The organism is Bacillus sp. 491mf (genome assembly GCF_900112415.1).
Classification (GTDB): Bacteria; Bacillota; Bacilli; order Bacillales; family Bacillaceae_G; genus Bacillus_A.
Map to the genome: position 1 here is coordinate 298,648 of NZ_FOLV01000002.1, position 12,413 is coordinate 311,060.

The window sequence follows — 12,413 nt, forward strand, 5'->3', positions numbered from 1 at the left end:
GTGCGAAGGAGGAGACGGACGATGTTATATGTAAACAAACGAGAGGGAATTATAAATAATATTACTCATAAAAAAACGATAAAAGTGCAAGAGGTTTTACAAAAGAATAATGAAATGCTAATGGAAGTCGCGATTCGAGATGTAAAATCTGTATACGCTTATTTTAAAACAACAAGAAATGGCCTTTCTGTTAAAGAGGCAAAAAGACGAATTGTACAATATGGGAAAAATGAACGATATGTGAATAAAAAAGTGATGTTGACTCATATGGTGATGAAGTTGATGGGAATAGTAAATCTGTTTGAAAAGGAAGCAAATCAAACGAACGCAAAAACAGTTACTGTTTTAAGAGTGGCAAATGATAAAGTGAATGGGATAGATAAAGATTCTGAGATGATGAATATTCCAATAGAAGAATTAGTCCCAGGAGATGTGATTTGCCTTTCAGCAGGTGATACTGTACCAGCTGATGCACGCATTATTTATGCAAAAGATGTACTAGTTGATGAATCTCCTTTATCGGGAAAAGAGATACTTGTAGAAAAGTATGAAAGCTGTTATCATATTGAAAAAAAACGATTTATGCCATTAAAACGCATAAAAGACTATAATCCACTTTGTCTTGAAAATTTATGCTATCAAGGTACTCATGTCGTTAGTGGCACAGCAAAAGCAGTTGTTGTTTCGACCGGAAATAATACGTATGTGGAACTATTACATCAATGCTGTAAGTAATATTTATGGATGCTAAATAAAGCAAATCATTGTATAATAAAAGTTACAATCATTATTTGATTATACAACCTTGCGTCATGACGTGAGGTTTTTATTTTTGTCATTAGGAGATGGATTATGAAAAAAGTATTATTAGTAGATGGTATGGCATTGTTATTTCGTGCCTTTTATGCAACAAGTGTGTACGGACAATTTATGAAAAGACAAGATGGCATTCCGACGAACGGGATACATGGTTATATGAAGCATTTATTAACAGCAGCTAGTACAATTGAGCCGACTCATATCGTAACGTGCTGGGATATGGGGAGTACAACGTTTCGAACAGAAGCATTTTCAAATTATAAGGCAAATCGCGGAGCACCGCCAGAAGAATTAATTCCACAATTTGATCTAGTGCAAGAAATGACTACGCATTTGTCTGTCCCAGTTATTGGTATGAAAGGATATGAAGCTGATGACTGTATTGGGACATTAGCTAAAACATATCAACATGAAGCAGAAGTATTTATTTTAACAGGTGATACAGATTTACTACAGCTTGTTGATACAAAAATTACAGTTATGCTTCTTCGAAAAGGAATTGGAAATTATGAATTTTACACGCCTGGAAAAATCATGGAGGAAAAAGGCGTAGAGCCGTGGCAAATTGTTCATGCAAAGGCATTTATGGGTGATTCAAGTGACAACTATCCAGGTGTTAAAGGCATTGGTGAAAAGACTGCCTATAAGCTTATTCAAGAGCACGGAACAGTTGCAGGTGTCTTAGAAAACATTACATTATTAACAAAAGCACAGCGCACAAAAATTGAAAGTGACTTAGATAATTTGCACATGTCACTACAACTTGCACAAATTCATTGTGAAGTGCCAATTTCTTGCCAATTAGAAGAAGCATTTCACACAATAGATAAGGAAAAAATACATTTCGTTTGTGAGAAAATGCACTGGGGCAGACCAGAAATGTTTGTAAATATGCTATAGAAAAAGGCTTTTGAAAAGAACTTATATTAGAGATAACGCCCGATCAAATTCGTAATTTGATCGGGCGTTATTATTTATATAAAGATAAATGGTAACTACTCAGTCACTCTATAAAAAAAGGCGGAAAAGTATTTTTTTAAATGGCCTGGGAGGGACTGGCCATACATAGAAGCGGTTAGGACCTATTTCTGCCACATGCAATGTTTAAAACACAAGGAGAAAGCAAGTGGTGGTTATGCTTTGCTCTACACAGCAGCTTATATGTTGAAAAATGAAAAAGATGTATCTAGAGCTGGTTTCTACAATTGTGAAGTTTCTTTAGAAAGATAGTAAATAAGCTGTTTATAAATTTATCCCGCATTAACGGGCAGTAATACTCCCACTTCAAAATTCAGCGAAAGCATTGTCCAGCTCCAGCGGCAGAATCTCCAGTCGTTTCGCCCCCTCGGACGAGGCAAAAAGCGCCTCTTTGTCAGGGGCTCCAACGCCCTGCGATTCTGAGCGAGCCGCTTCCGCTTTTCTTAAGAAGTTAGGTGGGAGATAAACTGCCCGTAAAAGCCCGATTGGTTCAACTAATAATCAGTGGGGGATGAAGAAAACCCCCACTGATTAAAGTTTCACTTTATATTTGAATAGTAAGACAGAAGACATACAAAACGAACGTGAAAATATACGTAGTTTTCATTTGGATTTCAAATAGATTTCACAAGAATCTATTATTATTACACAATACAGATAATTATTTATCTTTTATATAAATAAAATCTTATAACGGCTCCCCCGCTCCAAGATTCAAAGAGAACCGAGGAGCAGGGGATGAAAAAACTCTCGCTTAGGGAAGTTTCACTTGTACTAATTAAGGAGGAAGATTGAAATGCGAAAAAAAATAAGAAAATCCTTTAAACAGTTATTAATAGAAAATAAACAATTATTAATGAATGATAAAGAAAACATAAGAGAAATTGAAGAAAAAATTGAAAGAAGACATACGTCATATAGAGCGGCGAGTAATTGAGAAAGAGCAGCTGAAAAACAAAGTGGAACTTAGTGGTTTCACTTTGTTTTTTTGAGGAAAAAGAAGGTTCTAAAGGAGTTGTTAAAGAAATTTCATTCTCATTGTGTTAGAAAACATGTATGATAGGAAAGGTAGAATTTTTGAATTTAGGTGGGAAAATGATGCAAACAGTTCAAGACTATCTTTCATTCTTACATACGAAAGGGTTTAAATTATCAGAGGAAGCGCAAGGATTTATTATGTTTGGCCAAGGTTATACAGGCTCATCTGATGGAATTGTGAATGCGGCAATTGAAGCGACCATTAAGCATCAATTACAGTTTGATGGTAGTTATTTTATCGCTTTGTTAGAACGATTGAGGGAAGAAGAAATTACCGATAAAAAAAGCGCAATGGCTTTTTTGCGGAAGTTACAATCATAACTTCATGCAGCCTGCGCTTCTTTTTTTTGTTTATTTGGTAATTCTACAAAGATCATTCCTATGAAAATGCAAATACACCCAATGATAGCTGATATGGATAATTGCTCATTTGCAACAAGAACACCTGTTATTGCTGCAAAGACGGGTTCCATTGCAAAAATAATTGCAACGCGGGTAGGAGATGTATATTTTTGCGCTGTGGTTTGAATGAAAAATGCAAGGGAAGTGGCAAAAAGTGATGTTAACAATAGTGCCAATAAAAATGAGCGATTTGTCCATAATGACATCGAAAATAATTTTTCCCAATCTTCAAACAAAAATGCGCAAATAGAAGAAAAGAGTCCAACCGCTAATATTTGTGTTGTACTTAATAATAACGGAGATATCTTTTTTGAATAGAATCCATTTACAAGGATGTGTGCGGCAAATGCTACAGCACAACCTAAGATAAGAAAATCTCCCAAATTAAATTGAAAAGCGTCTCCAGCTGTTAATAGAAATAATCCAATTGTAGCCGCTGTAATTCCAAGTACGATAAATAGATTCGCTTTTTGTTTTAAAAAGATAAACGATAAAATGGGTACCATGACAATGCTGAGCCCTGTTAAAAACCCGGCCTTAGAAGAGGTTGTATACAATAAACCAAATGTTTGTAATAAATACCCGACAAATAAAAAGAATCCTATTATCATACCAGCACCACTACTATAGCCTACGTGTTTAATAGGTATTTTTCTCATAGAAATGAGCTGAATGATCAATAAAATTATTCCAGCTAATAAAAAACGTACACCATTAAAAGTAAATGGCCCGACAAATGACATGGCATTTTGAACAACAACAAACGTAGCTCCCCAAATGAAAGCAACAAACAATAAGGCGAGAGGCGCAATCCACTCTTTTTTCAATACACTACCTCCGTTCATTTTTTTGTATGGCTTTTCGTGCTAATTCGTCGGCTGCTTTATTTTGACTGCTTGGAATCCACTTTATAAAAAAGAGATCAAATTGCTGGATTATTTTTAGTGCTTCATCTAAAAGTGGTGCATATAATGGGTTTTTTACATATTGTTTTTCAACCGCGCGTTCTACAAGTTGTGAATCTGTTCGAAACGATACAATTTTATAATTATGTTTGGTGCAATAATTTAATGCAGTAAGTAATGCGTGATACTCCGCTTCATGGTTGCTCATAACTCCAAGCGGAACAGTCAGCTGTACAGGCGGTTGAATCCCTTTAATAAATACCCCAGCGCCGGAAGGGCCGGGGTTTCCTTTTGATGCACCATCAATGTACACTTCAATCAAACTGAAACCCTCCAATTAACCGATTGTAATACTATAGCAACATGTAAATGTTTCATTCGCTTTTAACATTTGAATTCCTTTTTTCTCTTTGAATTCGTTTGCCGGTTCTAATTCATCGGCGATGCCATACCAAGGCTCAATACATAAGAACGGTGCATCTTTTCCTGGTGTCCATACACCGACAAATGGGAATCCTTCAAATGATACTTTGACAAATTTATTATGATTGTGAGAACGGATAGTAATTTCACTTTTGCGCATATTTTCAAATATAAGCGCATCGTTTTGAAATAAATCATACGTAAGTGGAAGTTCTGTTGCTTCTTCTGCTACTACGAGTTTTTGTTTAGAAAGAAACGGTCCTTCTAATACACTTGCTTCTAGACGCTCTGGAGTACCGAAAGATAAATAGTAGTCTGTGAAAGATTCATTTGGTAATAATGGACAATTAAAACCGGGGTGTCCTCCAATTGAAAAATACATTTCTTCCGAGTTAGAATTGAATACTTCGTATGTTACGTATATAGATGTTTCATTTAATTCATAAGAAATAAGCAATTCAAATGCAAATGGATAGTTTTGTAAAGTTTCTTCATTACTAGTTATTGCATATGTAATTTTTGATTCATCTTGTTCTTTAATCGTAAATGTTAAATCTCGGGCAAAGCCATGTTGTGTTAATGAATACGGTTTACCATCAATATAATATGTATTTTCTACTAATCTTCCGACGATTGGGAATAAAATAGGTGCACGTCTTCCCCAATACTTTGCGTCTCCTTGCCATAAATATTCGGTAGAATCATCTTTTAAGCGAATGCTTTGCAGTTCTGCACCCTTTTCAGAAATCGACACGATCATTTTTTCGTTTTGAATCGTTGTTGCCATGAACAAACCTCCTAAATCTTTCATGTTTTTTATTATACGTCCTCTAAATAGAAAAGGACAGTGTATGAGCACCCTTTTGTACTTTATTTATTCATAAATAAAGTAACGATTTTTCTATATTGACTTGGACTCGAATAATAATTATAATTTAATTTTGTTTATTAAAATATTGACGTGGTTCGTAACCATCCCACGTAAAAAAACTAAGGAGATCGATCGTATAATGAAAGTTAAAACACTTGTTGCTAACGGTATTTTAGCGGCACTATATATTGCTGTTACTATGCTTATTCAACCTTTTGGTTTTACGAATATTCAATTCCGTATTTCAGAAATGTTTAATCATCTTATTGTTTTCAATAAAAAATATATTTACGGAATTGTGTTAGGTGTATTTTTAGCAAACCTCTTTTTCTCACCAATGATTGCATATGACCTTGTATTTGGAGTGGGGCAATCTATTATCGCCTTACTTTGTACAATTGTTTCAATGCGTTTTATAAAAGGGATATGGGGTCGTATGATCTTTAATACAGTGGTCTTTACAATTACAATGTTTATCATTGCAATTGAACTCAATCTTGCGTTTGATTTACCATTTTTGTTTACATGGTTAACATGTGCGATTGGTGAGTTTGTTGTAATGGTAATCGGAGGGCCTGTTATGTATTTTATTAACAAACGAGTACAGTTTGAGAAATTTGTGTAAGATTCATTAGAGAGTTGTTCACTTTATTGTGGCAGCTCTTATTTATTTTTCTCGTGTTATTTTGCAGCATATAAATCGCTACTACGCGCGGTTAAATACACTCATCCGCTTTATGGAGATAAATGAATTTCGAATAGAATACGGTCCGCATAGACAAAATAGGATAAAATAAGAGCATAATATTTAGTATGAATGTGCATGGGTTTTGCATATTAAAGGGGGAGCATAATGAAATATAAAATTACTTGGTTATATCGAACAAAACAAGGTTTAGAGACTAACCTAGAAACAGATTTTCTTCGTTTAGAAGAGGCAATACAGCTCGCTGCGGATTTTGAAAAAACAGGGAGAGCAAAGGAATTGTTTTTTCATGATGAAATGGGAGTAGAGTGGACGTTAAAAGAAGTTAAGAAACTAAGTAAACAAGTTGAAGAAGAGCCACAAGATCTTACGCTGTACTTTGATGGAGGATATGATGTTGAGACAAAAGAAGCGGGTGTAGGGATAAGTATTTACTATAAGAGACAGGGAAAATCGTATCGAATTCGCCGCAATGCTTACATAGAAGGAATTGATGATAATAATGAAGCGGAATATGCAGCGTTATTATATGGAATGAACATGTTAGAAGAGCTAGGGGTTAAGTATGAATCAGTGATACTACGCGGTGATTCTCAAGTGGTTCTTCAACAATTAGCGGGTGAATGGCCGTGTTATGAGGAACATTTAATTCATTATTTAGATCAAATTGAACGAAAAGCAAAACAGATGAAACTAAAACTAGTATGTGAACCGGTTTCTAGAAAGCAAAATAAAGAAGCGCATCAATTAGCAACACAAGCACTAGAAAGAACGGATATTGATAGTCATAAAGAAATAACAGAATAGGAGTGTAGAAGGAGTGAATCGTAAGCAGCTGATTAACGAGGTGAACGATTTATTAGAAACATATTGCGATGGTTGTTTTTTGCAAAAACATTTTCGAAAAGAACAGAGTAAATATTATGCTCACTCCTTCTGTATTCGGCAATGTACGATTGGAGAAAAGCTACAAGAGTATGGAAAACACCTGTCTTGAACAATCATCTCTTTGCTCAGGTGAAAGCTTTTTGACTATAAAGATATAATAGGTATACAGGTTAAAATGTTTCAAATGTAAAAAACACCCAGAAAAACTCTAGGTGTTTTTTAATTCTTTGCTTCTTGTAATTGATGTTCGCATCTTTCTAATTTGTCCTCTTGGTCCAACAAAAATGGTGCATCTAAATCTGTTGCTACTTCTTTCATTGTTTCGAGCTGCGAACGTGCGGACTCAACGGCATTTGTAGCATGCTGCAATGATTCAGGATCCATTGTAATCGTCGCAGAACCAACCATCTTTTGCGCAGTTTCTACACGCAATTTCACTTCTTCAAAATCGTTTATAGGTGAACCCATTGTTTTCTCCTCCTTATTTTCTCATTTCACATAGTTTTTGCTCTATGGAAAAGAAATATGCAGAAGAATAACAAAGGAGCGGATCATTCATTGCAATATATCGGTGCTTTTTACGATATATCGACCACTTTTTAGAATATATCAGCGCTTTTCATAATATATCGGCGATTCGACACGAAATAAAGATACTTCGCTGATATTCGACATAAAAGTAGTCGATTCACTGAGCTGAATTATACCGAAAAGTGAACTTTTTAGTCAGTTCCTTATATATAAAAATAAAGAGGCTGTTCCAAAAGTGAAACCTTTGGGGCAGCCTCCTGTCATATATTAAATTAAAGTTTCACCACGTTAGCAGCTTGAGGTCCACGATTTCCTTCAACGATCTCGAAAGAAACTTCTTGACCTTCTTCTAAAGATTTATAACCTTCACCTTGAATTGCAGTGAAGTGTACGAATATATCTTCAGCACCTTCAACTTCGATAAATCCAAAACCTTTTTCGCTATTAAACCATTTTACTTTACCTTGCATACTATAATGCCCCCTAAATATAATTACTTTCTCATTTAGTAAATGGTACCTAAAATATATACAAATTCATAAAATTGAAATTGTTATATTCTCGAATATTCTGCTAAATGATAACTTAAATATATATGTAATGAGAGATTTTAGTCAAGTAAGCGGTTTTATTATTTGTATGTTTAAATAATTTTCTCAACATATAATTGATTAAGAAACCAACATAAAACTTTGGTTATGTTTTGTTCTGTATGGGAGCTGTAAGTTCAGACGGTGCTTGTATGTTTATGGATAAAAAAGGATATTTTAAATGTGAGTATTTTTATTATGGATTTCAATGTGTAAAACAAGGAATTTTATATTCAAATATCGAATATAAAGATTAGGAGGAGATAGATGATCTTCATCGATTGCTCATGGCAGATTTGAAGTGGAGGTTTTAATCCCTTACATTTTGTTTTGGAGTATATGAACATACAATTATTTTATGGGATGTAAATACCACTTTTTCTATTCATTTTGCGTATAAGGCTTTACAATTGTTTATATAAGATTGAAGGGGAGATTTCTATGTATCGAACCACAGTAAATGAAAAAGAAATTATTATTACATTAGCCGCAAAAATACGTAAAGAAGTAACAGATAGAAATTCATTATACGAGACTGTTCTTCAAATAGCTGAACGATTGTTTCAAACAAAACAACCGACATTTGCTGTAAATCATGAAATATTAGGATTGATTATTGGAGAAGTACAACGAGGAGAAGTGACAGTTTTTGCAGTGGAACATATTATACCAAAACAGAATATATTCGGTTCGAGTAATATTTTCTATCCAAATGGGGAAACAAGTCAACTTGTAATGGGAATAGAATAGAAATAAAAAAGCGGCCATAACAATGTGTTACGGCCGCTTTCTAAAGAGAGGGGAATGGGGATGAAAAGGGTAATAAAAGAGTATTTCTTACAGCACGATATTGTCATTATGATAGGAGTTTTAATTGCTTTTATTGTGTTTTTGAACATGAAATTGTTTACATGGATGGCGGTAATTGCTATTATTGTAGGTATTATCTTTTATACAATAAACGAATATGTAACGCATCGTTTTTTATTCCATTTAAAACCACCAAAGAATACATTTTTATTAAAAATGTTAAAGCGTCTTCATTATGATCATCATGTATACCCGAATGATTTAAAGTTACTATTTTTACCTGTGTGGTATAGCCTTCCTGGATTTACAATTTATTTATGTATTGTATATGGTATTACTTCTAACATTACGCTAACATTATCATTTGGAATTGGAATGATTTTTATGCTATTAGTATATGAGTGGAAGCATTACATTGCTCATCGTCCAATTCGTCCAGTGACTCCATATGGAAGATGGTTAAAGAAGCAGCATTTACTGCATCATTATAAAAATGAGAATTATTGGTTTGGAGTATCGAACTTATTTTACGATTTTCTGTTTAAGACATTTAAAGAAGGAAAAGATGTTGAAACGAGTGAAACAGCTCGAAATTTAGAAAGTGAAAAAGCGGTGCGATAAGCACTGCTTTTTATTTTTAACTAAGAAAATATTGAAGTTTGGAGAAAAATGACAGAATTTGTCTATCGAAAAATCTTTGCTTACAAAAATAGATTGTCTACAATAAACTTAAGTTTCTGAATATTTATAAAATTTAGTGTTTTGGGTTGTGAAAGAAAGTAATTAGAGATTTGTATTGAAAAGAAAGGAGTAGGTATGAAATGAAACAAGAAACATCTGCACGTAAATTGAATGGTGAAATCAATTATACAAACGTAGTACAGTCTGCTGAGTTTCAAAATTTGTTACAGGCAAAGAAAAAATTTATTGTACCGATGAGCATTTTCTTTTTCAGTTTTTTTATTGCTTTGCCTATTTTAACATCGTATTCAAAAGTGCTCAACACAGCAGCGTTTGGTGATATTACATGGGCGTGGATATTTGCATTTGCTCAGTTTATTATGACATGGACATTATGCATGATCTACAACAAAAAAGCAGAATCATTTGATCAGTTATCAAATCGAATTCTTGAAAACTTGGATAAAGAGAGGGGATAAATATTGAATACAACAGCTTTTAGTTTATTTTTAGTTATTGTCCTTGGAACGCTTGTCATTACGTACTATGCATCGAAAAAAACAAAAAATGCAAGTGATTTTTATACAGCAGGCGGCGGATTAACAGGATGGCAAAACGGTTTGGCAATTGCAGGTGATTATATGTCCGCTGCGTCTTTTCTTGGAATTGCCGGAGCAATAGCATTAACAGGGTTTGATGGATTCTTTTATAGCATTGGTTTTCTTGTTGCTTATTTAGTTGTACTGTATCTTGTTGCAGAGCCTCTTCGAAACCTCGGGAAGTTTACGTTAGCAGATATGATTGCAGCGCGTTTTGATGCAAAAAAAGTACGCGGGGTAGCAGCGCTTAATACGATGACAATTTCAATTTTTTATATGATTGCACAATTAGTCGGAGCCGGGGCACTTATTAAATTATTATTAGGAATCGAATACACAACGGCTGTACTCATTGTTGGGATATTGATGACTGTATATGTTATTTTTGGAGGAATGACAGCAACGAGCTGGGTACAAATTGTTAAAGCAGTATTATTAATGGCTGGTACTTTTATTATTTCTGTTATTGTGTTTGCGAAGTTTAATTTTAGTATTACTGAAATGTTTGCGCAAATGAAGACAGCTACACCATTGAAAGAAGCATTTTTAAATCCTGGTGTAAAGTATAAAGTTGGCTTAGATACAATTTCGTTAAATTTAGGGCTTGTTCTTGGTACAGCGGGATTGCCGCATATTCTCGTTCGTTTCTTTACAGTGCGTGATGCAAAAACAGCCCGTCAATCTGTTGTATATGCAACGTGGCTAATCGGAGCTTTTTATATTATGACAATTTTCTTAGGATTTGGTGCAGCAGCATTTGTTGGGAATGAGGCAATTGTGAAAGCGAATGCAGCTGGTAATATGGCAGCGCCAATGTTAGCAGAAGCGTTAGGTGGAAATCTTTTATTTGCTTTCGTTTCGGCAGTAGCGTTTGCGACAATTTTAGCTGTAGTAGCAGGACTTGTCTTAACAGCGGCATCAGCGTTTGCTCATGATTTCTATAATGAAATTTTACGCCGCGGAAAAGCGACGGAAAAAGAACAAGTAAAAATGGCACGTTACGCATCAGTTGGGGTAGCGGTATTTTCTATAATTTTAGCGCTATTTGCCCAAACGTTAAATGTAGCGTTTCTTGTATCACTTGCATTTGCTGTTGCGGCAAGTGCGAACTTACCAGTTATTTTATTTACGATATATTGGAAACGCTTTAATACGACGGGGGCAATTTGTGGCATGTTGGTTGGCTTAACTTCAGCAATTGTGCTCGTTGCAATGAGTCCGAATGTATGGAATCCAGTGGCAGGAAAAGCGATTTTTGTTGGGGATCCATTATTTCCATATACAACACCAGGAATCGTTTCTATTCCACTTGGATTTCTAGCAGCATATTTAGGAACGATTTTCTCAAGTAAGAAAGAAGATGCAGCGAAGTTTGATGAAATACTTGTAAAGTCGAATACAGGTCATGGAATTAGTGATGTTTCAGCACATTAAGAAACAGAAGTGCTTTCCTTCTAAAGGGAGGCGCTTCTGTTTTTATTTGTTTTTTGATTTTCACCTTGAATTTTTTTATGAATTGATATTCTCGTAAGAATTGTTGCTATTTTGACCATATTAATAACAGGTTGACTTTCAACTAGTACATTGGAGTTAAAGGATGGTTTACATGAAAGATGAATTAAGTATAAATATCTATTTAGATGAAACTGATACTCCGTTTTCAAAATATTATAGCTCAGATGATGTTCATCTAAGCTCTGACCTTGAAGATTTTCTTTTGTCAAAGCTGCACGGTGGCAAAAGAAAAGAAGTAGAAATCTTGTTTTTAGGTCAGAATGAATTTGACGAAAAGTCATTGAAGATTGCCACATTTAATACTTTTTCTAACCTCTTGAACGAAGAGAAATATACATATGCTAGAAATGTTAAGAGGGCTATTGTTTTGTTTGTGATTGGTATTATTGTTGGGGTGATATACTTGAAGCTTTCGAGCAATCATGCCTATATTGGAGGAGTATTAAGCATTGTGTGTTGGGTTTTTATTTGGTCAGGTACAGAGGTCTATTTTTTTGAAAATCAGCAAATCAAACAAAATATTAGAAAATGTAAGAATATACTAAATGCGGATGTGCGGAAAAAAATAGAGAGTTAGTGAAAATTTTCATTCCTGCTCATTTATTGTAATAGTATTACTTGTATAATAAAGTAAACAGATGGAGAAATAAAAAGAAC

At 34.3% G+C, this 12,413-nt stretch carries 17 protein-coding genes and 1 riboswitch; of the genes, 12 read left to right on the forward strand and 5 right to left on the reverse strand.

From position 1 onward, the window contains the following. Nucleotides 1-21: 21 nt before the first annotated feature. From BM211_RS04370 to BM211_RS04385, 4 genes are all read left to right on the forward strand, one after another. Complete coding sequence (locus BM211_RS04370; RefSeq protein ID WP_035434950.1) at nt 22-735, forward strand: P-type ATPase actuator domain-containing protein; 714 nt, start codon at nt 22-24, stop codon at nt 733-735. A 117-nt stretch (nt 736-852) separates the two neighbouring features. Continuing rightward, the gene (locus tag BM211_RS04375; protein ID WP_035434948.1) at nt 853-1,719 is read left to right on the forward strand and encodes a 5'-3' exonuclease; all 867 of its coding nucleotides are present in this window, start codon (nt 853-855) and stop codon (nt 1,717-1,719) included. 874 nt (nt 1,720-2,593) lie between these two features. Next, nucleotides 2,594-2,734 carry an FbpB family small basic protein gene (locus BM211_RS04380; protein WP_081904924.1) on the forward strand — a complete coding sequence of 47 codons (141 nt, stop codon included), beginning with the start codon at nt 2,594-2,596 and terminating at the stop codon, nt 2,732-2,734. Nucleotides 2,735-2,895: 161 nt separating this feature from the next. Further along, entirely contained in the window at nt 2,896-3,156 is a 261-nt protein-coding gene (locus BM211_RS04385; RefSeq protein WP_035434946.1) for a DUF6123 family protein, read from the forward strand. A gap of 2 nt (nt 3,157-3,158) precedes the next feature. On the opposite strand, the gene BM211_RS04390 is transcribed toward BM211_RS04385, so the two are convergent. Genes BM211_RS04390 through BM211_RS04400 form a run of 3 tightly spaced genes read right to left on the reverse strand, consistent with a single transcriptional unit; the run spans nt 3,159 to nt 5,352 of the window. Continuing rightward, a complete protein-coding gene (locus tag BM211_RS04390; protein ID WP_035434945.1) occupies nt 3,159-4,064 on the reverse strand; it encodes a DMT family transporter in 906 nt (301 codons plus the stop codon). Nucleotides 4,065-4,068: 4 nt separating this feature from the next. After that, nucleotides 4,069-4,464: a reverse transcriptase-like protein gene (locus BM211_RS04395; RefSeq protein ID WP_090995279.1), complete on the reverse strand. Its 396-nt coding sequence runs from the start codon at nt 4,462-4,464 to the stop codon at nt 4,069-4,071. 15 nt (nt 4,465-4,479) lie between these two features. Further along, entirely contained in the window at nt 4,480-5,352 is an 873-nt protein-coding gene (locus tag BM211_RS04400) for an aldose 1-epimerase family protein (protein ID WP_090995281.1), read from the reverse strand. 168 nt (nt 5,353-5,520) lie between these two features. After that, nucleotides 5,521-5,565: riboswitch (PreQ1 riboswitch) on the forward strand. Nucleotides 5,566-5,575: 10 nt separating this feature from the next. Here BM211_RS04400 and BM211_RS04405 point away from each other — a divergent pair. From BM211_RS04405 to BM211_RS04415, 3 genes are all read left to right on the forward strand, one after another. Beyond that, nucleotides 5,576-6,061 (forward strand): QueT transporter family protein, encoded by a 486-nt coding sequence (locus BM211_RS04405; RefSeq protein ID WP_035434939.1) that lies wholly within the window; start codon nt 5,576-5,578, stop codon nt 6,059-6,061. A 228-nt stretch (nt 6,062-6,289) separates the two neighbouring features. Further along, entirely contained in the window at nt 6,290-6,949 is a 660-nt protein-coding gene (locus BM211_RS04410; RefSeq protein ID WP_035434937.1) for a ribonuclease H family protein, read from the forward strand. A gap of 13 nt (nt 6,950-6,962) precedes the next feature. After that, entirely contained in the window at nt 6,963-7,139 is a 177-nt protein-coding gene (locus BM211_RS04415; protein WP_081904923.1) for a zinc-finger domain-containing protein, read from the forward strand. A gap of 110 nt (nt 7,140-7,249) precedes the next feature. Here BM211_RS04415 and BM211_RS04420 read toward each other — a convergent pair whose 3' ends face one another. Both BM211_RS04420 and cspD read right to left on the reverse strand, forming a co-directional pair. Then, a complete protein-coding gene (locus BM211_RS04420) occupies nt 7,250-7,498 on the reverse strand; it encodes a DUF2564 family protein (RefSeq protein WP_035434935.1) in 249 nt (82 codons plus the stop codon). A 335-nt stretch (nt 7,499-7,833) separates the two neighbouring features. Further along, nucleotides 7,834-8,031: a cold-shock protein CspD gene (gene cspD / locus BM211_RS04425; RefSeq protein WP_035434932.1), complete on the reverse strand. Its 198-nt coding sequence runs from the start codon at nt 8,029-8,031 to the stop codon at nt 7,834-7,836. A gap of 561 nt (nt 8,032-8,592) precedes the next feature. Between cspD and BM211_RS04430 the strand changes: the two genes are divergently transcribed. From BM211_RS04430 to BM211_RS04450, 5 genes are all read left to right on the forward strand, one after another. Then, nucleotides 8,593-8,901 carry a hypothetical protein gene (locus BM211_RS04430; protein WP_035434930.1) on the forward strand — a complete coding sequence of 103 codons (309 nt, stop codon included), beginning with the start codon at nt 8,593-8,595 and terminating at the stop codon, nt 8,899-8,901. A gap of 60 nt (nt 8,902-8,961) precedes the next feature. Continuing rightward, nucleotides 8,962-9,582, forward strand: a complete 621-nt coding sequence (locus BM211_RS04435) for a sterol desaturase family protein (RefSeq protein WP_090995283.1) — start codon at nt 8,962-8,964, stop codon at nt 9,580-9,582. 200 nt (nt 9,583-9,782) lie between these two features. Beyond that, nucleotides 9,783-10,121: a DUF485 domain-containing protein gene (locus BM211_RS04440; protein ID WP_035434927.1), complete on the forward strand. Its 339-nt coding sequence runs from the start codon at nt 9,783-9,785 to the stop codon at nt 10,119-10,121. A gap of 3 nt (nt 10,122-10,124) precedes the next feature. Further along, nucleotides 10,125-11,675: a solute symporter family protein gene (locus tag BM211_RS04445; RefSeq protein ID WP_090995286.1), complete on the forward strand. Its 1,551-nt coding sequence runs from the start codon at nt 10,125-10,127 to the stop codon at nt 11,673-11,675. Between the two features lie 172 nt (nt 11,676-11,847). Next, nucleotides 11,848-12,333, forward strand: a complete 486-nt coding sequence (locus BM211_RS04450) for a hypothetical protein (protein WP_090995289.1) — start codon at nt 11,848-11,850, stop codon at nt 12,331-12,333. The last annotated feature ends 80 nt before the right edge of the window (nt 12,334-12,413 follow it).